The organism is Siccirubricoccus sp. G192, assembly GCF_019084075.1.
Classification (GTDB): Bacteria; Pseudomonadota; Alphaproteobacteria; order Acetobacterales; family Acetobacteraceae; genus G192.
In genome coordinates this window covers 706,422-732,464 of record NZ_JAHREN010000001.1, presented here as the reverse complement: position 1 = coordinate 732,464, position 26,043 = coordinate 706,422, and the positions used below count along the sequence as shown (strand labels likewise).

Sequence of the window (26,043 nt, the reverse complement as noted above, 5' to 3'; positions counted from 1 at the left end):
CTACTGCGCCGGCCGGGCGCCGCGCTTGCCTTCCTCCACCACCCCCTCCCGCGCCCGCTCCACCCACCAGGAATCGAGCGCCAGGGCATAGCGCGGATTGCGCGGCGGACGGCCGAACTTGTCCCACCAGGCGATGCGGAAGGTGCGGCTGTGCCAGTGCGGCACCATGTAATTGTGCCAGAGCAGCACGCGGTCGAGCGCGCGGGTGCGGGCCACCAGCTCCTCGCGGTCCGGCGCATTGACGATCAGCTCCACCAGTTCCTCCACCACCGGGTCGCAGATGCCGGCGATGTTCTGGCTGCCATTCTCCTGCGCCTTGGCGCAGGTCCAGTAGTCGCGCTGCTCATTGCCGGGGGAGAGGCTCTGGCCGATCACATCCACCGTCATGTCGTAGTCGAAGGCATCGGTGCGCACCTGGTATTGCGCCGGGTCCACGGTGCGCACCCGGACCTCCATGCCGAGGCGCTGCAGGTTCTGCACATAGGGCAGCGCCACCCGCTCGAAGCTCGGGCCATTCAGCAGGATCTCGAAGCTGAAATTCTCGCCGCGCGGGTTCACCAGCTTGCGGTCGCGCACGCTCCAGCCGGCCTGGCGCAGCAGGTCGAGCCCGCGGCGCAATCCCTCGCGGTTGTTGCCGGAGCCGTCGGTGACGGGGAGCTTGTAGGGTTCGGTAAACAGCGGCTCCGGCACGCGGCCGCGATAGCCCTCCAGGATTTCCCGCTCGCGGCCCTGCGGCAGGCCGGAGGAGGCGAGTTCGGGATTGGAGAAATAGGACTGCGTGCGCGTGTAGCTGCCATAGAAGAGGTTGGCGTTCATCCATTCGAAGTCGAAGACCTCGATCAGCGCGCGGCGCACCCGCGCGTCCTGGAACAGCGGCCGGCGCAGGTTCACGATGAAGGCCTGCATGCCGGTGGGCAATTCGTGGCGGATCTCGTCGCGCTTCACCAGGCCGCGGCGGAGCGCCGGGAAGTCATAGGCGGTGGCCCATTCCTTGGCGATGTTCTCGGTGCGGAACTCGATCTGCCCGGCCTTGAAGGCTTCCAGCGCCACGGTGGCATCTCGGAAATACTCGTAGCGCATGGTGTCGAAGTTGTTGGTGCCCTTCATCGTCGGCAGGTCGCGCGCCCAATATTCCTCGACCCGGCGATAGACGATGCTCCGCCCCGGCTCGAAGCGCTCGATCCGATAGGGGCCGGAGCCGAGCGGGATATCCAGCATCGGCCGGGCGAAGTCGCGCCCCTCCCAGAAATGCTTCGGCAGCACCGGCATCTGGCCGAGGATCAGCGCCAATTCGCGGTTCTCGTTGGTGCGGAAGCGGAACACCACGCGGCGCGGGCCTTCCGCCACCACCTCCGAGACATCCGCCCAATAGGCGCGGTAGAAGGGGCGGCCGTGCTGGCGCAGCGCACCGAAGGTCCAGACCACATCCTCGGCGGTGACCGGCTTGCCGTCATGCCAGCGCGCCTGCGGATGCAGTTCGAAGGCCACCCACATGCGGTCCTGCGGCATCTCGATGGCGGCGGCCAGGTGGCAGTATTCGGTGCTGGCCTCGTCCGAACTCTGCTTCAGCAGGGTGTCGTAGAGGTTGGCCACCCCCACCGCAGCGGTGCCGCGCAGCACATAGGGGTTGAAGCTGTCGAAACTGCCGAGCGCGGTCAGCACGATCTCGCCGCCCTTCGGCGCATCCGGGTTCACCCAGGGCCAATGCGGGAAATCCGCCGGCAGGGCGGGCGCACCCAGCAGCGAGAGCGCATGGCTGCGGGTGGCGCCACCCTGCGCGGCGGCGGGGGCAGGCAAGGGGGCGGTGGCGGCAAGGGCGAGGCCCGAGGCCAGCAGGTCGCGGCGAAGCATCTCCGGAGGATGGGGGTTCGGACCCGCTTGGGCAACCGCGCCGGAAGCCTGCACCTGCTATAGGTTTGCCGTGGAGCGGACCGCAGCGACCGGAGCCTGCCGCCATGTTCCTGAAGATCTGCGGCATCCGGAACGAGGCGGAAGCCGAAGCCGCGTTCGCCTGCGGCGCGACGGCGCTCGGCTTCCTGGTCGGCCTCACCCACCGGGCCGAGGATGGGGTGGACGAGCACAGGGCCAGGGCCATCGTCCAGGGCCTGCCGGGGGGGAATCGAGAGCGTCATGGTCACGCATCTGCTCGATGCCGGCGCCATCGCGGGGCTCGCCGATGCTATCGGCGTCAGGGCGGTTCAGGTGCAGGACGACCTGCCGGTGGACCAGATGCGGCAACTCGCCCGGCTGCTGCCGGGGCGCCGGCTCATCAAGGCGATCCATGTCACGGGCCCCGAGGCCATGCGCCATGCCCGGGCCTACCAGGGCGTGGCGCAGGCGCTCCTGCTGGATTCCAGGACCCCGGAGCGGCTCGGCGGCACCGGCAGGACCCATGACTGGTCGATCAGCCGGGCCATCGCGCAATCCGTCGCGCCGCTGCCGCTCTACCTCGCCGGCGGGCTCCGGCCGGGGAATGTCGAGGCGGCGATCCGGGCCGTGCGGCCTTCTGGCGTGGATGTCAATTCGGGGGTGGAAACCGCCGATGGCGCGAAGGACCCCTCGGCCATGCGGGCCTTCCTCGGCAAGGCCAGGGCAGCGCTTTCGGCGCTGCCGCCCGTCACCCCATGAGGAGTGCGGTCGCCTCCGGCAGCAGTGCCGGGTCGCCCAGCGCCAGCACGCGCCCATCGCTCTCCAGCGTGAGCGGCCTGCCGTCCCAGCCGGTCACGCAGCCCCCGGCTCCCTCCACCACCGGGACCAGCGCCGCCCAGTCCCAGGGCTTCATGGTGCTCTCCGCCACCACATCCACCAGGCCCAGCGCCAGCAGCCCATAGGCATAGCAGTCGCCACCCCAGGTGACGCGCCGGGCGGCGCCCCGCAGCCGCTCGAAGCCCGGCCGGTCCGCCGGGGTGAACATGTCGGGGCTGGTGCAGGAGAGTTCGGCCTCGGCCAGGCGGGGGCAGGGCCGGCAACGCGGGGTGCCGCCGAGCGGCGAGCGGAAGCGCGTCGCCTCGCCCGCCAGGCCGATCCAGCGCTCGCCCGTCACCGGCTGGTCGATCAGGCCGAGCACCGGGCGGCCGCGATGCAGCAGGCCGATCAGCGTGCCGAACAGCGGCCTGCCGGTGACGAAGGCGCGGGTGCCGTCGATCGGGTCCAGCACCCAGAGGAATTCCGCATCGGCGCGGTCGGCGCCGAATTCCTCGCCCCAGAGGCCATGGTCCGGGAAGCGTTGCCGCAGCAGGGCCCGCATCGCGCATTCAGCCTGCCGGTCGGCTTCCGTCACCGGGCTGGCATCGCCCTTGGCCTCGACCAGCAGGGCCGAGCGGAACAGCGGCCGGATCACCGCCCCGGCGGCATCCGCCGCCGCTTCCGCCGCAGCCAGCAGTTCCGGCCCGGCCACCGCCATGCCCGTCAGGGCGCCGGCGCGTTCGGGGAGATGCTCTTCAGATAGGCGATCACATCCGCCCGCTGCTGCGTGTTGCTGATGCCGGCGAAGGCCATCCGGGTGCCGGGCGCGTAGGTGCTGGGCTTATGCAGCCACTCGTTCAGCTCCTCGTAGTTCCAGGGGCCCTGCTTGCCCTTGATCGCCGCGGAGTAATTGAAGCCCTCCACATGGCCATGCGGCGCGCCGACGATGCCGTAGAGATTCGGCCCCACGCCGGTCCGCCCGCCCTGGTTGAAGCTGTGGCAGGAGGCGCAGAGCCGCTTCGCCAGCGCCTCGCCATTCGCCACATTGGCGCTGGCCAGCAGCGGCGTGATCGGCTCCAGCGGCGCGGGGGCGGCCGGGGCCTGGGTGGCCTGGGTCGCGGCGACCTCGCCGATCTGGATGGCGCTTTCATGCGGCCTGTCGGGATGGACCAGGAGGCCCCCCGATCAGCCCCGTCACCATGAAGGCGATGCCGGCCGTGAGAACGGCGGCGGACGCCTTGTTGACCTCCATGCTGGCCATGCCGGACGCAATCTCCAATCAGGGATCGGGCGGCCGCCGGCCCGCGCCCAGGTTCGCAACCCGTTTGCGCGGTGGGACCGCCTCGACTAGAAGCGCGCGGACCATAGTGCCCGCCCCGCGATCCATCAACCGCCCTTCCCGCATGGATACCTTGGCCGCCGTGAACCCCATCATCCTCATCCCCGCCCGCATGGCGAGCACCCGCCTGCCCGGCAAGCCGCTGGCCGGGATCGGCGGCAGGCCGATGATCCTGCATGTGCTCGACCGCGCGCGGGAGGCCGGCATCGGCCCCGTCGCGGTGGCCGCCGCGGAGCCTGAAATCATGGCGGCGGTGCAGGCCGCCGGCGGCACCGCGGTCCTGGTGGAGGCCGATCTGCCGAGCGGCACGGACCGGGTGAAGCTGGCGCTCGATGCGCTGGACCCGGCCGGGCGGCATGACGTGGTAGTGAACCTGCAGGGCGACCTGCCGACCCTGCCTCCGGATTTTCTCCGCGCCGTGCTGGCGCCGCTGGCCGACCCCGGGGTGGACATCGCCAGCCTGGTCGCGCCGATCGAATCCGCCGAGGAGGCCGGGGCGCCCTCCGTGGTGAAATGCGCCTGCGCCTTCCCCGAAGGGGCCGAGGTGGCGCCGGCGCTCTATTTCTCGCGCGTCGCGGTGCCTTCGGGCGAGGGGCCGCTCTGGCACCATATCGGCCTCTATGCCTTCCGTCGCGCCGCGCTGGAGCGTTTCGTAGCGCTCCCCGCCAGCCCGCTGGAGACCCGCGAGCGGCTGGAGCAATTGCGGGCGCTGGAAGCCGGCATGCGAATCGCCGTGGCGCGGGTGGCGCATGCCCCCTTCGGCGTGGATACGCCGGCCGATCTGGAGCGGGCCCGCGCCGCGCTGGCCAGGGGGAGCCGGGCATGACCGATACCATCGCCTTCCAGGGCCTCTCCGGCGCCTATTCCGACCTGGCCTGCCGCGACGCCTATCCCGGCTGGACCACCCTGCCCTGCCCGAGCTTCGAGGCGGCGATGGATGCGGTACGCGCCGGCCAGGCGCGGCTGGCCATGCTGCCCTGCGAAAACTCGCTCGCCGGCCGGGTGCCGGATATCCACCGCCTGCTGCCCGACAGCGGCCTCTCGGTGGTGGGCGAGCATTTCGAGCGGGTGGAGCATTGCCTGCTGGCGCCGCGCGGCGCCAGCCTGGCGACGCTGCGGCGCGCCCATAGCCATCCGGTGGCGCTCGGCCAGGTGCGGAACATCCTGCGGGAGCTGCATCTGGAGCCGGTGATCGAGGCCGATACCGCGGGTGCCGCGCATCTCATCGCCGAACGCGGCGGGGTGGAGGATGCGGCGATCGCCTCGGCCCTGGCCGCCGAGATCTACGGGCTGGAGATCCTGCGGCGCAATGTGGAGGACGCGGCGCACAACACCACGCGCTTCTATGTCTGCGCCCTGGAATCGCGCCTGCCGCCGGCGGATGCGCCGGATTGCGTGACCACCTTCGTCTTCCGCGTGCGCAACATCCCGGCCGCGCTCTACAAGGCGCTGGGCGGCTTCGCCACCAATGGCGTGAACATGACCAAGCTCGAAAGCTACATGCTGGACGGCGAGTTCACCGCCACGCAATTCCTGGCCGATGTGGATGGCCACCCGGAGCAGCCCGCGGTGCGGCGGGCGCTGGAGGAGCTGGAATTCTTCTCCCGCGAGATGCGCGTGCTCGGCACCTATCCGGCGCATCGCTACCGGCTGGAGCATCAGGGGCGGGCGTAGCCGGAGCCGCTGGCCACCGGCCTTCCGCCCTGTGCATCGCCGGCCGCGCCCTACGCACGCGACGCGGCCGACGAATACCCAGGCCGGTTGCCAGCCTTCTCCGTACCACCGGCGGCGGATCGCTCGCTCCGGTTGATCCACCGCCGCCTGACCGGACTTGCCCACCCTCGCGGCGATGATGAGCACCCGGGGGGGCACCGCGAGATAGGGAGGCTGGCGCAGTGAGGCCCTGCACCGACAAGCAGGGCCTGGAGTGGTCAGGCCCCCCGCATGCCGCTACGGTATCAGCCTTCCGGCGCCGTTCGCCTCACGAATCGGTTTGCACGCGCAGCCGTGTGCCGGGGGCGCCCGCCCTATTGCAGATCGAGCGCGTGGGCCTTCAGATTCTCCAGGCTGACCACCTGCAACGCCGCCAGATGCGTCGCCTCCAGCAGCACATGCGGCGCCATGCCGGCGCGGCGCGCCTCCTCCCAGCGCGCGGCGCAGAGGCACCAGCGGTCGCCGGGGGTGAGGCCGGGGAAGCCGTATTCCGGGATCGGCGTCATCAGGTCATTGCCGCGGGACTGGCTGAAGGCCAGGAAATCCGCCGTCACCTCGACGCAGACCACATGCAGCCCGTGATCCTCCGGCCCGGTATTGCAGCAGCCGTCGCGGAAGAAGCCGGTCAGTGGCGCCACCGAGCAGGGCAGCAGCGGCCCGCCCAGCACATTCGTGCCGGCGATCCGCTGCTGGCCGCCCGGCATCATGCGGCGGTCCGGATGGCGACGGCCTTCACATCCTCGCCCACCGTGCCCGCGAAGCTTTCGAAATTCTTCTCGAAGCGGCCAACCAGTTCCTTCGCCGTGCGGTCATAGGCGGCCTTGTCCGCCCAGGTCTCGCGCGGGTTCAGCACCTCGGCCGGCACGCCGGGCAGGGATTTCGGGATCATCAGGCCGAAATAGGGGTCCTTCACGAATTCCGCCCTGGCGAGCGATCCATCCAGCGCCGCCCGCAGCAGGGCGCGGGTATGCGCGATGCTCATGCGCTTGCCCGTGCCATAGGCGCCGCCGGTCCAGCCGGTATTCACCAGCCAGCAATCGGCGCCGTGCTTCGAGATCAGGTCGGACAGCATCTGCCCGTAGACCTCGGGGTGGCGCGGCAGGAAGGGGGGCGCCGAAACAGGTGGAGAAGGTGGCCTGCGGCTCCTTGCCCAATCCCTTCTCGGTGCCGGCGACGCGCGCCGTATAGCCCGACAGGAAGTGGTACATGGCCTGCGCCGGGGACAGCCTGGCGATGGGCGGCAGCACGCCGAAGGCATCCGCCGTCAGCATCACCACGTTCTTCGGCACCGGGCCGCGGCCGCTCCGGACGGCATTCGGGATGAAATCCAGCGGGTAGCAGGACCGGGTATTCTCGGTCAGCGAATTGTCGTCGAGGTCGAGGTCGCCGAAATCGTCGCCCACCACATTCTCCAGCACCACGCCGAAGCGGTGGGAGGCGTCCCAGATCTGCGGCTCGGCCTCGCGCGAGAGCTTGATGACCTTGGCGTAGCAGCCACCCTCGAAATTGAAGACGCCGGTATCGGACCAGCCATGCTCGTCATCGCCGATCAGGCTGCGCTCGGGGTCGCTGCTGAGGGTGGTCTTGCCGGTACCGGAGAGGCCGAAGAACAGCGCGGTGTCGCCGCCCTTCCCCAGATTGGCGCTGCAATGCATCGGCAGCACGCCGTGCTCCGGCAGCAGCCAGTTCATCACCGTGAAGATCGATTTCTTGATCTCCCCGGCATAGGAGGTGCCGGCGATCAGGACGGTTCTCGCGGCGAAGGACAGCGCGATGCAGGTGCCGCTGCGGCAGCCGTCCCGCGCCGGGTCGGTCTCGAATTCCGGGGCGTGCAGGATCGTGTAGTCGGGGGTGAAGCCGTCGAGCTCCTCCCGCGGCGGGCGGATGAACATGTTGCGGGCGAACAGCGCGTGCCAGGCATTGGTGGTGACCAGCCGCACCCGGATGCGATGCGCCGGGTCGGCACCCGCATAGAGGTCCTGGGTGAAGAGCACCGGCCGCTCGCCCAGCCAGGCGCGGACCCGGGCGGCAAGGCCCTGGAACCGCTCCACCGGCATGGGCTGGTTGACCTTGCCCCACCAGATCCTGTCATGCACCTCCGGGTCGTCGACCACGAACTTGTCCAGGACGGAGCGGCCGGTATGCACGCCCGTCACCGCCATAAAGGCGCCATCGGCGGAAAGCCGGCCTTCCTTCCGGCACAGCGCATGCTCGACCAGGCCCGGGGCCGTCAGATTGGCATGGACGGTGCGTGCGGTTGGCACACCGGTGCCGGCAAGGGCGGTCTCGGACGCGGACATGAATTTCCTCCAGACGACAGGCGGTATCGGCACCCGCTCTCGGGCAGGGTGCGGCACCAACGCGGCAACTCGCAATTCGATGGGCTTGGCGGCTAAATTAGGGCGCCGGGGCACGGGCCGTCAACGAAACCATGATGCCCGCGATACAACCCTTGGTGGAGCGCCAGCGGCGACCCCCGCTCAAGGCGCGGCAGCGCTCCCGGCCCTGCCTGGGTGGGAGGGTTGGGCGGCGCGGACCAGTTCCGCCCGGACCCCTTCCGGCCCTGCCACCGGCGCGGTGAAGGCCAGGCGGCAGACCGTCTCGCCGGAAGCGAGGTCGGCGCCGTCCACATCCACCGCCACCAGTTGCCATTCCCCCCGGCTTCTGGCCAAGCAACCCCATGGCGATCGCCGCCAGGGCCTCCCGATGGTCCGTATTCACATGTGCGATGATCCCGGCCTCCGCCGCCGCGATGGCCGCCATTGCCGCCGGGTCCGGCAGCAGGTCCGCCAGCCGCAGCCGGGTTGCCCGGGCGAAGCCGCCGACCAGCAGGGCGCCGCCCAATTGCACGCGCCAAAGGGCGAAATCGGCGAAATCGGCATAGAGCGCGGCATAGGGATGGCGGGCCAGCCAGCGGGCCTTCAGCGCCGCCACCTCGGCCTCCGCCACCGGGGCGGCCTGGCCGGTCAGGGTCACGCGCGGGGCGGTCTGCGGGTTGCTGCCCTCCGCCGCGCCGGCGAAGAGCAGGGCGCAGCGCGGCTCCGCCCGGAGATGTCGGGTATGTTCCGAGAGCGAGGACAGGAACAGCAGAGGCGAGAGATCCGGCGCGCTGGCCGGCGTCACCAGGCTGGCGAAGGGCTGGCCCGCCGCCTGGGTGGCCAGGGTCGCGGCCGCCGCCGCCCGCACCAGGCGCCGCGCCTCGAAGCCGCCCTGGTGAAAATGCGGGGTATCCATGCCCATATCGTTCCCGTCCGGCTTGCGCCACAATTCCCCGCCATTGTCCCGCCAGGGGGTTCCTGCGCAGCCGGGGACCCGACAGATGCCGGACCTGACAGATACGGCGGAGACGCGACGATGCCAGCTACGATCGCCCTGGTGGATGATGATCGCAACATCCTGACCTCCGTCACCATGACCCTGGAGCAGGAGGGCTTCACCGTCCGCACCTATACAGATGGCGAGAGCGCCCTGCAGGGCCTGCTGGCCCGGCCGGCGGACCTCGCGGTGCTCGACATCAAGATGCCCCGTATGGACGGGATGGAGTTGTTGCAGCGGCTGCGCCAGCGCTCCGCCATGCCGGTGGTGTTCCTGACCTCCAAGGACGAGGAGGTGGACGAGCTGATGGGGCTCAGGCTCGGGGCCGACGACTACATCACCAAGCCCTTCAGCCAGCGCCTGCTGCTGGAGCGCATCCGCACCCTGCTGCGGCGGAACGAGGTGTCCCGCGCCGAGGGCAGCGGCACCCCGGCCGGCGGCGTTATCGTCCGCGGCGACCTGGTGCTGGACGAAACCAAGCATACCTGCGTCTGGAAGGGCCACGACATCCAGCTCACCGTCACCGAATTCCTGCTGGTGAAGGCGCTGGCGCTGCGGCCGGGCATGGTCAAGAACCGCGACCAGCTGATCGATGCCGCCTATGGCGAGAACATCTATGTGGATGACCGCACCATCGACAGCCATGTGAAGCGCGTCCGCCGCAAATTCCGCCAGGCGGACGAGGAATTCGCGCAGATCGAGACGCTCTACGGCATCGGCTACCGCTACAAGGAGAATTAGGAGGTTCCGCATGCAAGGACAGCCGGCATCGGCAGCCGATCTTCTCATGGCGCAGTTCCTCGCCTGGGTGGCGGGCGGCACCCATGACTATGCGGAGGCCATGGAGGCCTGGCGGAGCAGTTGCCCCCGCCTGTCGATCTGGGAGGATGCCATCGGCGACGGGCTCATCCGCATCGACGGCAGCGGCGCCCGCAGGATGGCCGAGGCCCGGGTGGTGCTGACGCCGCAGGGCCGGGCGCGGCTTGGCGGGGTGGGCGGCCCGGGCGATCACGCCCCTTCCGCGCCGCAGCCTGCGGGTGCGGCCCTGGCATCCTGCCCCTGAACTTCGCCGACGGGCTTCGGGATCGGCGAATCGGCGGCCGGGCTGCCCTGGCCCAGGCTTCATTGCCGGGCGCCCGGAACAGGCGGCAGCGGGGTGCCGGCCAGACCATAAGGAACACCGATGCCGGAGGCCCCCCTCCCGACGACCATGGCCGAACAAGGCGCCACCGCCGCCCCGCCGGCGTTGGGTCTCGCCGCTGCTGCGCCGCATCCTGCTGCTGAATGCCCTGCCGCCGGCGCTGCTGGCCGCCGCCATGCTCTACCTCGACCAGTACCAGAACGGGCTGCTGGCGGCCGAGGTGGAGGCGATGCGCACTCAGGCCCGCATCTATGCCGGCGCCATCGCCGAGGCCGCGACGCGGGTGCAGGACGACCGCGCCACCCTGGTGCCGGAAGCCGCCCGGCCGCTGCTGCGGCGCCTGGTCGATCCCTCGCCCAATACCCAGGCCAGGCTCTTCGACAATACCGGCCTGGTGGTGGCCGATAGCCGGGTGCGGGAGGGGTCCGGCGGCGCCGTGGTGACCGAGCCGCTGCCGCCGCCGGAGCCGCGCGGCGCCTTCTCCACCGGCATCGCGGGCCTCTACGACCGTCTCGTCGGCCTGGTCCCGCGCGATGGGCGGGACGATCTGGTGGTGGATGTCAATCCCAACGCCCCCTCCTTCGACTGGCAGCCCAATCTCGGCCCGGACCGGCGGGAGGAATTGCGGCTGGCGCTGGAGGGCGGCGTCACGCCCTATATCCGCCGCACCGCGGATGGCCGGCTGCTGGTCTCGGTGGCGGAGCCGGCGCGGCGCGGCAACCAGTCCGTCGGCATCGTGCTGCTGACCCGCGAGGCGCGGGAGGTGGACCAGCGCCTGTTCGAGATCCGCGCCAGCGTGCTCGGCATCTTCGCGCTGGCCCTGCTGCTGACCGTGCTGCTCTCGCTCTACCTGGCGCAGACCCTGGCCAGCCCGATCATGCAATTGGCCGGCGCCGCCGCGGCGATGCGCCAGGGCGAGGGGCGCGCCGGCAGCGTGCCGCCTGCCCTGCTGGCGCGGCGGGACGAGATCGGCATCCTGGCGCGCGACCTGCAATCGGCGGCCCGCGACCTCTGGGCGCGGATCGACACCAATGAGCGCTTCGCCGCGGATGTGGCGCATGAGCTCCGCAACCCGCTGACCAGCGTGCGCAGCGCGATCGAGACGCTGCGCCGCATCGAGAACCCGGAGCAGCAGCGCCGCCTGCTGGCGATCATCGCCGATGACGCGGTGCGGATGGACCGGCTGATCGCCGATATCAGCGACTCCTCGCGCGTCGATGCCGAACTCTCGCGCACCGTCGCGGTGCCGGTGGATGTGGCGCCGATCCTTTCCACCCTGGTCGAGCTGCACCAGGCGACGCGGGCCGAGGGCGACCCGGTGGTGGAGCTGGAGGCGCCGCCGGGCCGGCTGGTGGTGCGTGGCGTCGAGGGCCGGCTGGTGCAGGTCTTCCGCAACCTGCTGGGCAATGCGCTCTCCTTCAGCCCCAGGGGAGGCGCGCAGGAAAGCCGGGTCCGGGTCCGCGCCCGCCCGACCGGCACCTGGGTGGAGGTGGTGGTGGAGGATGAGGGGCCGGGCATCCCCGAGGCGAAGCTGGAGGGGATCTTCGAACGCTTTTATTCCGAACGCCCGCATGGCGAGCAATTCGGCAAGCATTCCGGCCTCGGCCTTTCCATCAGCCGGCAGATCGTGGAGGGGCTGCGCGGCCGCATCGCCGCCGAGAACCGCCGCGATGCGGAGGGGAAGGTGACGGGGGCGAGGTTCATCGTGCGGCTGCCGGTGGCGTAGCCATCGGCTGCGCCGCGCGTGGGCAAGGATTGCGGCTGCCGGTGGCGTAGCCGGCGGCTGCGGCGCGTCTCCACCGTTTCCTCCACGCCCAGTTCCGCTTTAGGCTTCGCGGCATAGCCGGACCAACCGGTGCCATGTCAGGAGAAACGCCGTGACCACTGCCACCCGCCGGGCCATGCTGGGCCTGGCCGCCGGGCTGCTGCCCTTCACCCGCGCCGGCGCCCAGGGCGGCCCGCAGGCGCCGAACACCTTCCCCGACCGCGGGCTGCGCTACATCGTGCCCTTCACCCCGGCCGGCCTCACCGACATCATGGCCCGGCTGGTCGCGCAGAAGCTGACGCAGACCTGGTCGCAGCCCGTGGTGGTGGACAACCGCCCCGGCGGCAACGGCCTGATCGGCGCCGATGCCGCGGCCAAGGCGCCGGCCGATGGCCATACGCTGCTCGCCATCACCCTGACCCATGCGGTGAATGTCAGCCTTTTCCCCAATGCCCCCTACAACCTGCGGCGGGATTTCGCGCCGGTCTCGGTGCTGGGCTCGCTGCCGCTGGTGGTCTGCGTCAATCCCTCCAACCCGGCACGGAGCCTGGGGGATCTGCTGGAGCAGGCGAAGACGCGGCAGATGAATGGCGGGTCATCGGGCAATGGCTCGCCACCGCATCTGGCGCTGGAATTGTTCCGGCGGGTGGCCGGGGCCGGGCCGAACCTGGTGCATGTGCCCTATCGCGGCGGCGCCCCGGGCGTGACGGACCTGGTGGCCGGCAATCTCGATGTCCTCATCTCCAACCTGCCCGAATGCATCGGCCAGTTGAAGAGCGGCCGGCTGCGCGGCCTCGCCATCACCGATACCCGCCGGCACAAGCTGGTACCCGAGATCCCGACGGTGCATGAGGCCGGCGCGCCCGGGCTTGAGATCACCAACTGGACCGCCATCTTGACCAATGCCGCCGTGCCGCGCCCGGTCTTCCAGAAGATCGAGCGCGATACCCTGGCCGCCATCCGCGACCCGGAGGTGGTGCGCCGCGCGGAGGAGGGTGGCTTCGACGTCCTCGGCTGGGACGCCGCCCGCTCGCGGGAGTATATCGACGGCCAGGTGGAGCGCTGGTCGCGGCTGGTGGCCGAGGCCGGCATCAAGGTGGATTAGGCCCGCCCCCGGGGAAAGCATTGCTGCGCATGAGCCACATCGTCATCGCCGAATTCATGGAAGCCGCAGCGGTCGCCTCGCTCGACGCCGCCCATCCCACGCTCTACGACCCCGCCCTGGTGGATGCGCCGGACCGGCTGGCAGCCTCGCTCGGCCAGGCGCGGGCGCTGATCGTGCGCAACCGCACCCTGGTGGATGCGGCGCTGCTGCGGCATGGGCCGGGGCTGAAGGTGGTGGGGCGGCTCGGCGTCGGGCTCGACAATATCGACCTGCCGGCCTGCCGCGCCCGCGCGGTGGAGGTGATCCCGGCCACCGGCGCCAATGCTGATTCGGTGGCCGAATACGTGATCCTGGCGGTGGGGGCGCTGCTGCGCGGTGCCTATTTCGCCACGCCCGAGGTCGCCGGCGGCCAATGGCCGCGCGCCCGGCTCTCGGCGGGGCGGGAGATGGCGGGCAAGACGCTGGGCGTCGTCGGCTTCGGCGATATCGGACGGCGGGTCGCGAATTGGCGCGGGCCTTCGGCATGGTGGTGATCGGCCATGACCCGGTGCTGCCCACCGACCATTCCGGCTGGTCCGAGACGGCGACCGAGCGGGTGGCGCTGGAGGCGCTTTTCGCCAAGGCCGATGCCGTGACCCTGCATGTGCCGCTCACCGAGGCGACCCGCGGCTTGGTCGATGCCGCCTGCCTTGCCGGCATGAAGCCCGGCGCGGTGCTGGTGAACACCTCGCGCGGCGGCGTGGTGGAGGAAGCGGCACTGGCGGCCGCGCTCCGGGCCGGCCGGCTCGGCGGCGCCGCGCTCGATGTCTTCGAGACCGAGCCCCTGCCGGCGGGATCGCCGCTCGCCGGCTGCCCGAACCTGCTGCTGACCCCGCATATCGCGGGGGTGACGGCCGAGAGCAATATCCGGGTCTCCTCGCTGATCGCTGAACGGGTGCTGGTCGCGCTGGCCATGGCGTGACATTTCCCTGTCCCGGAAGATCAAGGAGCAGGCGATGCCCAGACTGAGCATGGCGGCGGCCGAGGACCTCGTCCGCGCCGCCCTCGCGGCGGCCGGCGCGGCGCCCACCATGGCGGCGGCGACCGCCCGCACCCTGGTGGCCGCCGAGGCGCAGGGCCAGGCCGGCCACGGCCTCTCCCGCGTGCCGCAATACGCCGCCTTCCTCCGCAACGGCCGCGCCGATGGCGGGGCGGTGCCGGCGGTGGTGGCGGAGCGCGGCGGCGCGGCGCTGGTGGATGCGCGGCACGGCCTGGCCTATCCGGCGCTCGACCTCGCGGTGGCGGAGGCGGCGCGGCGGGCGCGGGCGCATGGCGTCGCCTTCCTCGGCATCACCAACAGCCACCATTCCGGCGCCATGGGCCTGCCGGTGGCGGCGCTGGCACGGCAGGGCCTGGTGGCGTTGGCCTTCACGAACTCCCCCGCCGCCATGCCGGTGCCCGGCGGCCGGCGACCGCTGCTCGGCACCAACCCGGTCGCCGCCGCCTTTCCGCGGCGGGGGGCGGAGCCCCTGGTGATCGACCTCGCCCTGTCGCAGGTGGCGCGGGGCCGGATCATGGTGGCGGCGAAGGAGGGCCGGCGGATTCCCGAGGGCTGGGCGATCGACGCCGAAGGCAACCCCACCACGGACCCGGATGCGGCGCTCGGGGGCGCCATGCTGGCGGCCGGCGGCACCAAGGGGGCGCTGCTGGCGCTGGTGGTGGAACTGCTGTGCTGCGCCCTCACCGGCGCCGCCTTCGGCTTCGAGGCCGACAGCTTCTTCGTGGATGAGGGCAACCGGCCGCGGCTCGGCCAGGCAATCCTGGCGATCGACCCCGGTGCAATGGCCGGGCAGGAGGGCTTCCTCGACCGGGTGGAGGTGCTGGTCGGCGCCATGCTGGGCGATACGGGTGTCCGCCTGCCCGGCAGCCGGCGCGCGGCGCTGGCGGAAAAGGCCGGGGCCGAGGGGCTGGAGGTGCCGGCGGCGCTGCACGACAGGCTGCAGGCCCTTGCCGGTGGCTGAAGGGCCGCGCTTCCGCGAGCGGCGCGGCGGCAGCGTGGCGGGCGAGCCAGCGCCGCCTCTGCCGCGCCCGCCGGAGCCGAACCGCATCTGCGGCGCCGCCCCGGTGCGTGCCCTGTTCCTGCGGCGGCCGGAGGCGGTGCTGCGGCTCTTCTATACCGAGGACCGTCGCCGCCTGGCCGGGCCGCTCTGCGCGCATCTCGCCCGCACCCGGCGGCCCTACCGGGAGGTGCCGCCGGAGGAACTCGCCCGCATCGCCGGCACGCAGCACCATGGCGGCATCGTCGCCGTCGCCCAGACGCGCTTCGCCACGCCGCTCCCCGGCGCCGCGCTGCCGGCCGATATGCCGGAAGCCCCGCTGCTGCCGGTGCTGGACGGGATCGGCAATCCGCACAATCTCGGCGCCATCGCCCGCTCCGCCGCCTTCTTCGGCTGCCGCGCCCTGGTCCTGTCCGGCGATGCCCGCCAGGCGGACCTCTCCGACGCCGCCTTCCGCACCGCCGAGGGTGGGCTGGAGCATCTGGAGGTGTTCCGCGCGCGCGACCTGCCGGCGCTGCTGCGGGGGATGCGCGGGCGCTTCCTGACCCTGGCGGCGGTCGCGGCCGGCGGGGCAGCCCCCCGGACGGTCCCACGCGACCGGCCGGTCGCGCTGGTGCTCGGCAATGAGGAACAGGGCCTGCCGATGCCGACGCTGGAAGCCTGCGAGGCCCGCGTCACCCTGGCCGGTGCCGCCCTGGGCGGCAGCGGCGCGCAGGGGCCGGTGGTGGAGAGCCTGAATGTCGCCGCCGCCGCCGCGGTGCTGATCCATGCGCTGGGAGGCCCTGCGTGAGGCCGGTCCGGGCATGAGCATGGCCGGCCAGGACGCCAGGCTCGAAGCCCGGCCGGAGGGGGAGGGGCTTCGCCTCGTCTTCCATGGCCGGCTGGAGGCCGGGGCCGCCGCCCGCCTCTGGCCGGAGGCGACGCGCCGCGCCGCCCGCGCCAGGCCGCTGATCCTCGACCTCGCCGGCCTCACCGCGCTGGATACCGCGGGCGCCGTGCTGCTGCTGCACCTGGAGCACCTGGCCGGGGAGGCGCGCTGGGCGGGAATGCCGCCCGGCCCGCTCCAGGCGGTGCTGGACCGCACCCGCCAGGCATTGGCCGCGCCACCGCCGGAGCCGCCGCTCCCGCTGCCCTGGCTCGGGCTGATCGGCCAGGCCACCATCGAGCGCGGCCAGGGCATGCTGGCGCAGGTGGCCTTCCTGGGCGAGGCGCTGGTGGCCGGGCTCGGCACCATCCGACGCCCCTGGCGGCTGCGTCTGTCCGAGATGCTGCGGCACCTGGACGAGGCCGGACTGCGCGCCTTCGGCCTGACCCTGCTGCTTGGCTTCCTGATCGGCCTGATCCTGGCCTTCCAGTCCTCCATCCCGATGCGCCAGTTCGGGGCCGAGGTCTACATCCCGAACCTGGTCGGCATTTCCCTGCTGCGGGAACTCGGGCCGCTGATGGCGGCGGTGGTGCTGGCCGGCCGCACCGGCTCCGCCTATGCCGCCGAACTCGGCACCATGGTGGTGAACGAGGAGGTGGATGCGCTGCGCATCATGGGCATCGACCCGGTGGCCTGGCTGGTGCTGCCGCGGCTGCTGGCGGCCATGCTGGTGATGCCGGTGCTGGCCCTGCTGATGGACCTCGCGGGCCTGCTCGGCATGGCGGCGGTGATGGCGACGCTGGGCTTCCCGCCGGCCGGGGTGATCGCGCAATTGCAGAGCTGGGTCCAGTTGAAGGATTTGCTGGGCGGGCTGTTCAAGGCAGCGGTCTTCGGCCTGGCGATCGGGCTGGTCGGCTGCCGGGCCGGGCTCGGCGCCGGACGCGGCCCGCGCGCGGTGGGCGATGCGGCGACGGCGGCGGTGGTGGGCGGCATCGTCTCCATCGTGCTGCTGGACGGCATCTTCGCCGTGCTGTTCTTCCGGCTCGGCCTCTGATGGAGCCCGTCGTCAGGGTGGAGAACCTGGCCGCCCGCTTCGGTGGCCGGACCATCTTCGAGCATGTCTCCTTCGAGGTGCGGCCAGGCGAGGTCTTCATCATCCTCGGCGGCTCCGGCTCCGGCAAGTCGACGCTGCTGAAGCACGTGATCGGCCTCTACGAGCCGGCCGAGGGCCGCATCGAGGTGCTCGGCGAGGACATCGACACGCTGCGCGGCGAGGCGCGGCAGGCGCTGCTGCGCCGGATCGGCGTGATGTGGCAGTCTGGCGCGCTGTTCGGCTCGCTTACCCTGGCCGAGAATATCGAGGTGCCACTGGAGCAGCATACCGCCCTGCCGGCCGAGGCGCGGGCGCTGGTGGCGCAGGCCAAGCTCGGCCTGGTCGGGCTGGCGGATGCGGCGCTGCGCCTGCCGGCGGAGATCTCGGGCGGCATGGCCAAGCGCGCCGGCATCGCCCGCGCCATGGCGCTCGACCCGCCGATCCTGTTCCTGGACGAGCCCTCGGCCGGGCTCGACCCCATCACCTCGGCCGGGCTGGATGCGCTGATCCGGCAACTCGCGCGGGAACTCGGCACCACCTTCGTTGTAGTCACACACGAATTGCAGTCCATCCTGGCGATCGGCGACCGTTGCATCATGCTGGACAAGGATGCCAAAGGCATGATCGCGGAAGGCGACCCGCGGCGGCTGCGCGAGGAAAGCGAGAATCCCGTGGTGCGCGCCTTCTTCCGGCGAGAGGTATTGGCATGAGCATCCGACCCACGCGCCGCGCCGCGGCCGGACCCTAGCGATGCCCCAGGCGCGAGGCCTCTATCTGCGCGTCGGCGCGTTGGTCCTGATCGGCCTGGCGCTGGCGGTGGGGTTCATCCTGTTCTTCACCGCCAACCGTTTCGGCGGCGCCGGCAGCGTGATGTTCGAGACCTATATCCGGGAATCCGTGCAGGGGCTGGATAACGGCTCGCCGGTGCGCTACCGCGGTGTCGCGATCGGCCGGGTGACGGAAATCGGGCTGGTCAATGCCGAATATCCCCGGCCGGAGGGGAATACCCTCGCCACCGCCTTCCAGTTGGTCTTCGTGCGCTTCTCGGTGGACACGGCGAAGGTCGGGGGCGGACCCTCGGTAGCGGATGCCATCCGCCTCGGCCTGCGGGTCCGGATCGCGGCGCAGGGCATCACCGGCGTGAATTACCTGGAGCTCGATTTCGTCGATCCGGAGCGTTACCCGCCGGTGCGCGTCCCCTGGGAGCCGCGCTACACCTATATCCCGGCCATCCCCTCCACCGTCGCGCAGGTGCAGAACGCGGCCGAGACGCTGCTGAAGCGGCTGGAGGGCGTGGATCTCGAGTCGCTGATCGGCAATGTGGTCGGCCTCGTCGCCGATCTCCGCAGCCAGGTGCATGACGGCGACTTCGCCCAGACCCTGCAGGAGGCGGCGACACTGCTCCGCAGCCTGCGCGGCACGACCGAGGCGGCCGACCTGCCCGGGACGATGGCGGAATTCCGCGGCACCGCGGCCGAGGCGCGCGAACTGCTCGCCAGCCGCGAGCTGCGCCAGACGCTGGCCAATCTGGCCGGGGCCTCGGCCGAGCTGCGCAGCGTGGTGGGCCGCCTGCCGGCCAGCCTCAACACGCTCGATGCCGGGCTGCGGACGGCGCGCAGCGCCACCACCGACATCCAGGCGGAACTCGGGCCGATCCTGCGCGATCTGCGGGCCGCCGTCGCCAATCTGCGCGACACGACCGAGGCGCTGCGTCGCAACCCCTCCCAGGCCCTGTTCGGCGCGCCGCCGCCGCCGCCGCCAAGGCGTTAGCCGGGAATGCCCATGTCCATGCCCAAGGCCCCTCCCGCGTCACCTTCCCTGGCTCGCCGCGGCCTGCTCCTGCTCCTGCCCGCGCTGGCCGGCTGCAGCGTGCTGCCCAGCCGCCCCTATCAGGAGGTGCAGCGCTTCTCCCTGGCGCCGGAGCGGTCGCAGGCCAGCCCGCCGCCGGCCCGCGGCCCGGTGCTGCTGCTGCGCTCGCTGCGCGCGGCGCCGGGGATGGAGGCGCGGGGGCTCCGCATGCTGGGGCCCGGGGAGCAGGTCACCACGACCTATTGGCAGGAATGGACCGCCCCCCGGTCGAATTGGTGGAGGAGGCGCTGCGGCGCTGGCTCACCGCCAGCGGCCTCTTCTCCGCCGTCACCGCCCCCGGCTCCCGCCTGCCGCCCGACCTGGTGCTGGAGGGGGAGCTGGTGCGGCTGCAGGCGGAGTCCGAGGCGGCGGTGGCGCGGGCCGCGCTCTCCGTGCTGCTGCTGTCCCAGACCCCTGGCCGCGGCGGCCAGCCGCGCGTCCTCGGCCAGTTCATGCCGGAAGGCACCGCACCCCTGGCCGGCGGGCCCTGGCGCGACGGCGAGGTGCCGGGCCCGACGGCGGCGGCGGGCATGAGCGCGGCCCTGGCCGCGGCGCTCACGGCGCTGGAGCGGGACCTGCGGGCGGCGGTGCGGGCGCGGCGCTGATGGGCGGGGCGGGGGCCCCGTGGATCACGAGGAGCTCCGCGCCGGCGGCGGCCATTTCAGCAACTCCTCCAGCAGCACCCCGAGGTCCCGGCTCATCAGCGCGATGCTGGCCTCCAGGAGGTCCAGCATGGCGTCCCTGACCTCCAGATCCTCGACCGTATAGACGCCGCCGGCGCCGAACAGCAGCGCGGCCCGGTCGCGCGCCGCCTCGGAGCTCGGCTCGCCGAGCAATTCGTTGCGGCGCCACTCGGCGGCCACGAGTTCGGCGACCTCCGGCCGGTTCGCGTCGCCGCCCGGATGCCGGGTCAGGTAGCGCCAGACCGAGGGCGGGAACAGGCCGGACCGGGCCGGCCGCTCCCGCACCTCGCGCAGGAGGTTGCGCTCGGTGCGCAGTTCGCCGGAGGCCGAGCCGAAGAGCAGGGATGTCGCCACCGAGGCCTCGGCCACGCCACCGACTATCCCGACGACATCGCCGCCCCCGGCGCCCGCGACCGACAGCCCGCCCGACAGGGCCGCCGTCAGCGCGCCGATCATGATGCTGGTGAGGCCCAGCCGGCGCGCCCGCCGGTTTTCGATGCCCTGGAGCCGGGCCCGCAACTGGTCGCCGCGCTCCCCTTCGCAATCGATCGCGGCCAGGGTGCCCGCGACATCCAGCATCGCCAGCAGGATCCGGTCCGTGATGGCCTGGCGGAGGCGAAGCTGCCGCAGCTCGGTGGCCACGGTGCGGGGGGGCTTCCACCGTCAGCAGCGCCAATTGCCGCAGCGGGGCGAAGGCGCCGATGACCTCGGCGATCTCGATGGCGGTGGAGGAGAATCCCTGCGCGGCGAGGCTCCCGGAGGCCGAGCGGTAGGCTTCGGGCGAGAGCGGCGCCTCGGCCGGCATGGCCTGCCGCACCCCCAGGCGCGGCGCGCAGAGGCGATCGGTGTCGCCCTGCGACGACGAGGAAGGGCCATCCGCCCGGCCGGCGGGTGCCGCGCATCCACCAAGCAGCGCCACCGCGAGCATGGCGCCGCCAAGCCAGGGAGCCGCCCGGATGCCCGATGCCGTCATGGGCCGTGCGAAATCCATCCTAATGGATCACGCCGGCAAGCTCCCGGGGGCCGTCCATGACTGCTCCCGACCTGGGGCGCCGCGGTCTTGCGGGCCGCGAGGGCCAGCAGGAACAACAGCGGCAGCGGACGGGGCATCGGCGATTCTCCTGCGGCAGCCAGGATTCGGCTGCCGCAAGGATGCCCGGGATCACGGCCCGGCGACACCCGGTCCCGGTCAGGCCAGCGCCGGCTCGGGCTCCGGCACCCGCACTGTGACCGGGGCGAGCAGGGCGAAGCCCCAGGGCGCCAGGACGCGGGGCGGCAGCTTGGTGTCGCTGCCCAGCGGCGCCAGCCCGGCGGTGAGCGCCGCCGGCAGCGGCACCGGCTCGGCCGAGAGGTTGAACAGCAGCGTCACCACGCGGCCCCCGGCCTGGCGGGTGAAGCCGAAGAGCGGCGCGGCCAGTGCAAGCGGCACGGCCTCGCCATGGCGCAGCGCCGGCTCCGCCCGGCGCAGCCGCAGCAGGGTGCGGGTGAAGCGCAGCATGCTGTCGGGCGCCGCCTCCTGCGCATCCACCGCCAGGGCGCGGTGCGGCTCCGGAACCGGCAGCCAGGGGGTTGCGCCGGCGGCGGTGAAGCCGGCATGCGGCAGGGCGCGCTGCCAGGGCATCGGCGTGCGGCTGCCGTCGCGGCCCTTGAATTCCGGCCAATAGGCGATACCGAAGGGGTCGCGGATCTCGCTCTCGCGCAGTACCGCCTCGGGCAGGCCAAGCTCCTCCCCCCTGGTAGAGGCAGGCGCTGCCCGGCAGCGACAGCAGCAGCGCCAGCAGCAGCCGGGTGAAGCGGGGGTCCGGCACGCCGCCCGGCGCCCAGCGGCTGGCGGCGCGCTCCACGTCATGGTTGGAGAAGGAGAAGCAGGGCCAGCCCCGGGCGCAGGTGGCGGTGGCGTCGGCCAGCAGCTCGGTAAGCGTGGGGTGGTCGAAGCCGTGCCGCAGCGGCCGCAGCGTATAGGCCATGTGCAGCAGGTCCTCCCCGGCCGTATAGCCGGCGATGCGCTCGAAGGCGCCATCCTGGGAGGAGACCTCGCCCAGCAGCACGGCGCCGGGATAGCGCTCCGTCAGGGCGCGCAGCCGCCGCAGCATGGGCAGCGTCCCCGGCTGGATCATGTCGTGGTCGTGCTGCTGCAGGGCGAAGAGCTTGGCCGGGATCACCCCGCCATAGGGCCGCTGCGCCGGGTTGCTGCGGAGCGCCGGGTCATGCGTCAGGAAATCCACCGCATCCAGGCGGAAGCCGTCCACGCCGCGCGCCAGCCAGAATTCGGCGATGCCGAGCAGCGCCTGCTGCACTGCGGGTTCGTGCAGGTTGAGGGTCGGCTGGGTGGAGAGGAAATGGTGCAGGTAGTATTGCCGCCGCCGCGGCTCCCAGGTCCAGGCGGCGCCGCCGAAGACGCTGAGCCAATTGTTGGGCGGCGTGCCGTCCGGTGCGGGATCGGCCCAGACATACCAGTCCGCCCTGTCGCCTTCGCGCGCGCGGCGGCTGGACTGGAACCAGGGGTGGCGGTCCGAGGTATGGCCACCGACCAGGTCCAGCAGCACCCGCAGGCCCCGGGCATGCGCCGCGGCGATCAGCCGGTCCACATCCTCCAGCACGCCGAAGACGGGATCGACGGCACAGTGGTCGGCCACGTCATAGCCGAAATCCCGCTGCGGCGAGGGGTAGAAGGGGCAGACCCAGATCGCGTCCACCCCGAGCCCGGCAATATGATCGAGCCTGTCGAGCAGGCCGGGCAGGTCGCCGATGCCGTCGCCGTCGCTGTCCTGGAAGCTGCGGGGATAGATCTGGTACAGGACCGCCCCGCGCCACCATTCCCCGTGGCTTTTCCCCTGGATCATGCCGACTTCACCCCTGGGTTGAATGCCACACGCCGTATACTCGCAATATTCGCGGCTTCGCGAGGCGGTGCAACGGCAAAATCGGGGCGAAGATGCGGCAGGTGCGGGGTGTGGCCTGCCGGTCGCGGAGGGGGGTCAGCCCGAGACGGTATAGCCCTCGGCCGTCACCGCCGCCGCCACCGCCTCGCGCGGCAAGCTGGTTTCGGCGCGCAGCGTGCCGGTGGCGAGGTCCACCTGCACCCTGGCCTGCGGGTCGCGCGCCTGGATGGCGCGGGTCACCGCCTGCACGCAATGGTCGCAGGTCATGCCCTGGACCTTGAGGTCGATCATCTCTGGGTTCCTTCCGGTTCGGGATTGGCAAGCTCGTCGATGATGGGGCAGTCGGGCCGCGCATCGCCCTGGCAATGCGCGGCCAGGTGGCGAAGGCTGGCGGCCATGGCCTGCAAGCTGCGGGCCTTCTCCTCAAGCGCTGCCACATGGTCGAGGGCGATGCGCCGCACATCGGCGCTGGCCCGCGAGTGGTCCCGCCAGAGCGCCAGCAGCCGCCGCACATCCTCCAGCGGGAAGCCGAGGTCGCGGGCATGGCGGATGAAGCGCAGCACGGCGACATCGGCGTCCCCATAGCTGCGGTAGCCATTCTCCCGCCGCGCCGGATGCAGCAGGCCAATCGATTCATAGTGCCGGATCATCTTCTGCGAGATGCCGGAGGCGGCGGCGGCCTCGCCGATAATCATGGCCTGCCTCCGCCCTGATCCACGCTCCGGGCGATGGGCCGCCACCTCGCCAGCAGCAGCGCATTGGCCAGCACCGAGACGGAGGACAGCGCCATCGCCGCCCCCGCCAGCAGCGGCGAGAGATAGCCCAGCGCCGCCAGCGGCAGGCCGAGCAGGTTGTAGCCGAAGGCCCAGCCCAGGTTCTGCCGGATCTTGCCATAGGTGCGGCGCGCCACCTCGATGGCGGCCGGCACCAGCGCCGGGTCGCCACGCAGCAGGGTGATGCCCGCCGCCTCGATCGCCACATCGGTGCCGGTGCCCATGGCGATGCCGAGATCGGCGCCGGCCAGGGCGGGCGCGTCGTTCACCCCGTCGCCCACCATCGCCACCCGCTCGCCCGCCGCGCGCCAGGCGGCGATGCGGGCCGCCTTGTCGGCCGGCAGCACCTCCGCCTCCACCTGGTCGAGGCCGAGCCGTGCCGCCACCGCCCCGGCCGCGGCACGGCTATCGCCGCTGATCATCGCCGCCTTGATGCCGAGGTGCCGCAGCCCGGCGATGGCGGCCGGGGCACCCGGCTTCTCCGTATCCTCGAAACCCAGCAGGGCGAGGGCCCGAGGGAGGGCACGGGGCGGTTCCGCGGTTTCGATCAGCCAGGCGGGGGTGCGGCCCTGCGCGGCCTCCCGCTCCGCCAGCGCCGCCAGCCCGCCGGGATCGGCGCCGCTTTCGGCCAGGGCCCGCGGGCTGCCGAGCAGCAGACGCCGCCCCGCCACCCAGCCCTCGACGCCGCGGCCGGGCAGGGCGCGGAAATCGGCCAGGGGCGGCACGGCGGCCTCCGCTTCGGCGGCGGCCTCCAGCACCGCGCGGGCCAGCGGATGCTCGCTGCCGGATTGCAGGGCGGCGGCGAGGCCCAGGACCTCGGTGGCCGCCACGCCCGGCGCCGGATGCAGCGCGGCCAGGCGCGGCCTGCCTTCGGTGAGCGTCCCGGTCTTGTCGAAAGCCACCAGGGTCACGTCATGCGCGCGCTCGATCGCCTCGGCGTCGCGGATCAGGATGCCGGCCCGCGCCGCCGCCCCGGTGCCGGCCATGATGGCGGCCGGCGTCGCCAGGCCGAGCGCGCAGGGGCAGGCGATGACCAGCACTGCCACCGCCCGCAGCACCGCCGCCTCCACCCCCACGCCCGCCAGCAGCCAACCGAACAGCGTCAGCGCGGCGATCGCCACCACCACGGGCACGAAGACGGCGCTGACCCGGTCCACCAGCTTCTGCACCGGCGCGCGGCTGGCCTGCGCGGCCGAGACCAGCGCGGCGACGCGGGCCAGCACCGTCTCGGCGCCGATCGCGGTCGCCTCGATCACCAGCCGGCCATCCAGGGCGATGCTGCCGGTGGTCACGGGACTGCCGGGTTCCTTCTCCACCGCCCGGCTCTCGCCGGTGAGCGCGCTTTCATCCACCCCGGCGCGACCTTCCAGCACGCGTCCATCGGCCGGGATGCGCTCGCCGGGGCGGACCACCAGGCGGTCGCCCAATGCCAGGGCGGCGGCCGGCACCTCCTCCTCGGTGCCATCGGCGCGCAGCCGGTGGGCGCTGCGGGGGCGGAGTTCCAGCAGGGCGCGGATCGCCGCGCCGGTGGCCCGCCGGGCCCGCGCCTCCAGGTATTTGCCGAGCAGGATGAACAGGATGACGACCGCGCTGGCTTCGAAATACAGGTGATGCGCGGCGTCCGGCCCGGCGGTCAGCAGCATCCAGACCGAGAGCCCCCAGGCAGCCGTGGTGCCGAGCGCCACCAGCAGGTCCATATTGCCGGTGCGGGCGCGCAGCGCCGCCCATCCGGCCCGGTAGAAGCGCGCGCCGAGCCAGAACTGCACCGGCGTGGCCAGGGCGAATTGCACCCAACCCCCCGGCATCCAGTCCTGGCCGAAGGGCATCCCCAGCATGCCGATCAGGAAGGGCGCGGTGAGCAGCGCCGCCAGCAGCAGGTCGCGCCGCTGGCGCGCGCCCCGGGCGGCCTCCGCCTCCTGGCCCTGTTCGGTGGCCTCCACCACCCCATAGCCGGCAGCCTGGACGGCGGCAACCAGGGCCGCTTCCTCCACCCCCGCCACGGTGCGGACCTCCGCATGTTCGGAGGCCAGGTTCACGCTGGCGGAGAGCACGCCGGGCACCGCCAGCAAGGCGCGCTCCACCCGCCCGGCGCAGGAGGCGCAGGTCATGCCGGAGATGCCGAGGTCGAAGCGCGCCTCCGGCACCGCATAGCCGGCCCGGCGCACCGCCTCGGCCAAAGTCGCCACCGGCACGCTGCCGTGCAGTTCCGCCCGTTCCGAGGCCAAGTTCACCGTCGCGGCGGTGATCCCCGGCACGGCCAGCAGGGCGCGCTCCACCCTTCCGGCACAGGAGGCGCAGGTCATGCCCTCGATGGGCAGGGCCAGGGGAATGGGCAGGGGCGGGCTGGGCGGCAGCGGGGCTTCAGGCATGGTTCGGTACCTCTCGGCCCGGATGTGGGGTCTCCCATCATGGGAAGGTCAAGCCCCACCGTCCTTGCGCCTGGTCAATCCGGCACGGCCGATACCGTGTTCACCAATTGACGCCGGTGGCGCGGGCAGCCGAAATGCCGGGAACCATGCTCACCCCCCCTCCCTTGCGCCCCTGCTGCTTGCCGGCGCGCTGCTTGCGGCCCCGCCTCCGGCCCGGGCCGAAACCCAGCCCTTCCGCGTGCTCAACCGCACGGGGCAGCAGGCCACCGAGATGAATGCCGTGCGGAACCCGCGCGGTGCCGCCAATGACTGGGGCCGCAACCTGCTTACCCGGCCGCTGGCGCCGGAGGCGGGTTTCTCGCTCCGCCCTTCCGAGAGCGCCGGCTGCCGCTTCGATATCCGCCTGCTACTGGCCGATGGCCGGGTGGCGC

General features: G+C 72.3%; 24 protein-coding genes and 3 pseudogenes. 14 read left to right on the top strand and 13 right to left on the bottom strand.

What is annotated here, in order from left to right; genetic code table 11:
- Nucleotides 1-1,851 (bottom strand): extracellular solute-binding protein, encoded by a 1,851-nt coding sequence (locus tag KSF81_RS03425; RefSeq protein WP_217377740.1) that lies wholly within the window; start codon nucleotides 1,849-1,851, stop codon nucleotides 1-3.
- A 279-nt stretch (nucleotides 1,852-2,130) separates the two neighbouring features.
- On the opposite strand from KSF81_RS03425, the gene KSF81_RS03420 reads away from it, so the two are divergent.
- Complete coding sequence (locus KSF81_RS03420; RefSeq protein ID WP_217377739.1) at nucleotides 2,131-2,628, top strand: phosphoribosylanthranilate isomerase; 498 nt, start codon at nucleotides 2,131-2,133, stop codon at nucleotides 2,626-2,628.
- On the opposite strand, the gene hisN is transcribed toward KSF81_RS03420, so the two are convergent.
- Both hisN and KSF81_RS28990 read right to left on the bottom strand, forming a co-directional pair.
- On the bottom strand, nucleotides 2,618-3,403 hold the full coding sequence (gene hisN / locus KSF81_RS03415; RefSeq protein ID WP_217377738.1) for a histidinol-phosphatase: 786 nt from the start codon (nucleotides 3,401-3,403) through the stop codon (nucleotides 2,618-2,620). The two genes, KSF81_RS03420 and hisN, sit on opposite strands and share 11 nt — an antisense overlap.
- A 5-nt stretch (nucleotides 3,404-3,408) precedes the next feature.
- On the bottom strand, nucleotides 3,409-3,729 hold the full coding sequence (locus KSF81_RS28990) for a cytochrome c family protein (protein ID WP_309139463.1): 321 nt from the start codon (nucleotides 3,727-3,729) through the stop codon (nucleotides 3,409-3,411).
- 377 nt (nucleotides 3,730-4,106) lie between these two features.
- Between KSF81_RS28990 and KSF81_RS03405 the strand changes: the two genes are divergently transcribed.
- Complete coding sequence (locus tag KSF81_RS03405) at nucleotides 4,107-4,850, top strand: 3-deoxy-manno-octulosonate cytidylyltransferase (RefSeq protein ID WP_309139462.1); 744 nt, start codon at nucleotides 4,107-4,109, stop codon at nucleotides 4,848-4,850.
- Nucleotides 4,847-5,698, top strand: a complete 852-nt coding sequence (locus tag KSF81_RS03400) for a prephenate dehydratase (protein ID WP_217377736.1) — start codon at nucleotides 4,847-4,849, stop codon at nucleotides 5,696-5,698. The genes KSF81_RS03405 and KSF81_RS03400 overlap by 4 nt, the downstream gene beginning before the upstream one ends.
- Nucleotides 5,699-6,051: 353 nt before the next feature.
- Here the strand turns inward: KSF81_RS03400 and KSF81_RS03395 are convergent, their stop codons facing one another.
- The 3 genes and pseudogenes from KSF81_RS03395 to KSF81_RS03385 form a co-directional block, all read right to left on the bottom strand.
- A complete protein-coding gene (locus KSF81_RS03395; protein ID WP_254453345.1) occupies nucleotides 6,052-6,444 on the bottom strand; it encodes a DUF2237 family protein in 393 nt (130 codons plus the stop codon).
- Nucleotides 6,441-8,037 (bottom strand): annotated as a pseudogene (locus tag KSF81_RS03390) (phosphoenolpyruvate carboxykinase). Before KSF81_RS03390 ends, KSF81_RS03395 begins: the two are co-directional and overlap by 4 nt.
- Nucleotides 8,038-8,134: 97 nt before the next feature.
- Nucleotides 8,135-8,971, bottom strand: a complete 837-nt coding sequence (locus tag KSF81_RS03385) for a pyridoxamine 5'-phosphate oxidase family protein (protein ID WP_254453344.1) — start codon at nucleotides 8,969-8,971, stop codon at nucleotides 8,135-8,137.
- Nucleotides 8,972-9,091: 120 nt separating this feature from the next.
- Here KSF81_RS03385 and KSF81_RS03380 point away from each other — a divergent pair, with 120 nt between their 5' ends.
- From KSF81_RS03380 to KSF81_RS03335, 10 genes and pseudogenes are all read left to right on the top strand, one after another.
- On the top strand, nucleotides 9,092-9,793 hold the full coding sequence (locus tag KSF81_RS03380) for a response regulator transcription factor (RefSeq protein ID WP_217377735.1): 702 nt from the start codon (nucleotides 9,092-9,094) through the stop codon (nucleotides 9,791-9,793).
- Between the two features lie 10 nt (nucleotides 9,794-9,803).
- Nucleotides 9,804-10,115 carry a hypothetical protein gene (locus KSF81_RS03375; protein ID WP_217381866.1) on the top strand — a complete coding sequence of 104 codons (312 nt, stop codon included), beginning with the start codon at nucleotides 9,804-9,806 and terminating at the stop codon, nucleotides 10,113-10,115.
- Nucleotides 10,116-10,311: 196 nt separating this feature from the next.
- Nucleotides 10,312-11,919 (top strand): stimulus-sensing domain-containing protein, encoded by a 1,608-nt coding sequence (locus tag KSF81_RS03370; RefSeq protein WP_217381540.1) that lies wholly within the window; start codon nucleotides 10,312-10,314, stop codon nucleotides 11,917-11,919.
- Between the two features lie 151 nt (nucleotides 11,920-12,070).
- The gene (locus KSF81_RS03365) at nucleotides 12,071-13,063 is read left to right on the top strand and encodes a tripartite tricarboxylate transporter substrate binding protein (RefSeq protein ID WP_217377734.1); all 993 of its coding nucleotides are present in this window, start codon (nucleotides 12,071-12,073) and stop codon (nucleotides 13,061-13,063) included.
- A gap of 29 nt (nucleotides 13,064-13,092) precedes the next feature.
- Nucleotides 13,093-14,024, top strand: a pseudogene (locus KSF81_RS31835) (NAD(P)-dependent oxidoreductase).
- A gap of 34 nt (nucleotides 14,025-14,058) precedes the next feature.
- Nucleotides 14,059-15,063: an Ldh family oxidoreductase gene (locus tag KSF81_RS03355; RefSeq protein WP_217377733.1), complete on the top strand. Its 1,005-nt coding sequence runs from the start codon at nucleotides 14,059-14,061 to the stop codon at nucleotides 15,061-15,063.
- The gene (locus tag KSF81_RS03350; RefSeq protein WP_309139694.1) at nucleotides 15,056-15,889 is read left to right on the top strand and encodes an RNA methyltransferase; all 834 of its coding nucleotides are present in this window, start codon (nucleotides 15,056-15,058) and stop codon (nucleotides 15,887-15,889) included. Before KSF81_RS03355 ends, KSF81_RS03350 begins: the two co-directional genes overlap by 8 nt.
- Nucleotides 15,890-15,902: 13 nt before the next feature.
- Nucleotides 15,903-17,018, top strand: coding sequence for an ABC transporter permease (locus KSF81_RS03345; RefSeq protein WP_217377732.1), 1,116 nt, complete (start codon nucleotides 15,903-15,905; stop codon nucleotides 17,016-17,018).
- Nucleotides 17,018-17,767: an ABC transporter ATP-binding protein gene (locus KSF81_RS03340; RefSeq protein ID WP_217377731.1), complete on the top strand. Its 750-nt coding sequence runs from the start codon at nucleotides 17,018-17,020 to the stop codon at nucleotides 17,765-17,767. The genes KSF81_RS03345 and KSF81_RS03340 overlap by 1 nt, the downstream gene beginning before the upstream one ends.
- Before the next feature lie 40 nt (nucleotides 17,768-17,807).
- Complete coding sequence (locus KSF81_RS03335) at nucleotides 17,808-18,827, top strand: MlaD family protein (protein WP_217377730.1); 1,020 nt, start codon at nucleotides 17,808-17,810, stop codon at nucleotides 18,825-18,827.
- 119 nt (nucleotides 18,828-18,946) lie between these two features.
- Here the strand turns inward: KSF81_RS03335 and KSF81_RS30850 are convergent, their stop codons facing one another.
- On the bottom strand, nucleotides 18,947-19,075 hold the full coding sequence (locus KSF81_RS30850) for a hypothetical protein (protein ID WP_256444237.1): 129 nt from the start codon (nucleotides 19,073-19,075) through the stop codon (nucleotides 18,947-18,949).
- Between the two features lie 42 nt (nucleotides 19,076-19,117).
- Here KSF81_RS30850 and KSF81_RS03330 point away from each other — a divergent pair, with 42 nt between their 5' ends.
- A complete protein-coding gene (locus KSF81_RS03330; RefSeq protein WP_217377729.1) occupies nucleotides 19,118-19,510 on the top strand; it encodes a hypothetical protein in 393 nt (130 codons plus the stop codon).
- Nucleotides 19,511-19,534: 24 nt separating this feature from the next.
- Here KSF81_RS03330 and KSF81_RS03325 read toward each other — a convergent pair whose 3' ends face one another.
- The 6 genes and pseudogenes from KSF81_RS03325 to KSF81_RS03305 form a co-directional block, all read right to left on the bottom strand.
- A complete protein-coding gene (locus tag KSF81_RS03325) occupies nucleotides 19,535-20,230 on the bottom strand; it encodes a hypothetical protein (protein ID WP_217377728.1) in 696 nt (231 codons plus the stop codon).
- A gap of 547 nt (nucleotides 20,231-20,777) precedes the next feature.
- Nucleotides 20,778-21,086, bottom strand: coding sequence for a DUF3459 domain-containing protein (locus tag KSF81_RS28975; protein ID WP_254453838.1), 309 nt, complete (start codon nucleotides 21,084-21,086; stop codon nucleotides 20,778-20,780).
- 292 nt (nucleotides 21,087-21,378) lie between these two features.
- Nucleotides 21,379-22,431, bottom strand: a pseudogene (locus KSF81_RS28970) (alpha-amylase family glycosyl hydrolase); the annotation flags it as partial.
- 135 nt (nucleotides 22,432-22,566) lie between these two features.
- Entirely contained in the window at nucleotides 22,567-22,761 is a 195-nt protein-coding gene (locus tag KSF81_RS03315; protein ID WP_217377727.1) for a heavy-metal-associated domain-containing protein, read from the bottom strand.
- Nucleotides 22,758-23,165 carry a Cu(I)-responsive transcriptional regulator gene (cueR, locus tag KSF81_RS03310; protein ID WP_217377726.1) on the bottom strand — a complete coding sequence of 136 codons (408 nt, stop codon included), beginning with the start codon at nucleotides 23,163-23,165 and terminating at the stop codon, nucleotides 22,758-22,760. Before cueR ends, KSF81_RS03315 begins: the two co-directional genes overlap by 4 nt.
- Complete coding sequence (locus KSF81_RS03305) at nucleotides 23,162-25,612, bottom strand: heavy metal translocating P-type ATPase (protein ID WP_217377725.1); 2,451 nt, start codon at nucleotides 25,610-25,612, stop codon at nucleotides 23,162-23,164. Before KSF81_RS03305 ends, cueR begins: the two co-directional genes overlap by 4 nt.
- Nucleotides 25,613-26,043 lie beyond the last annotated feature (431 nt).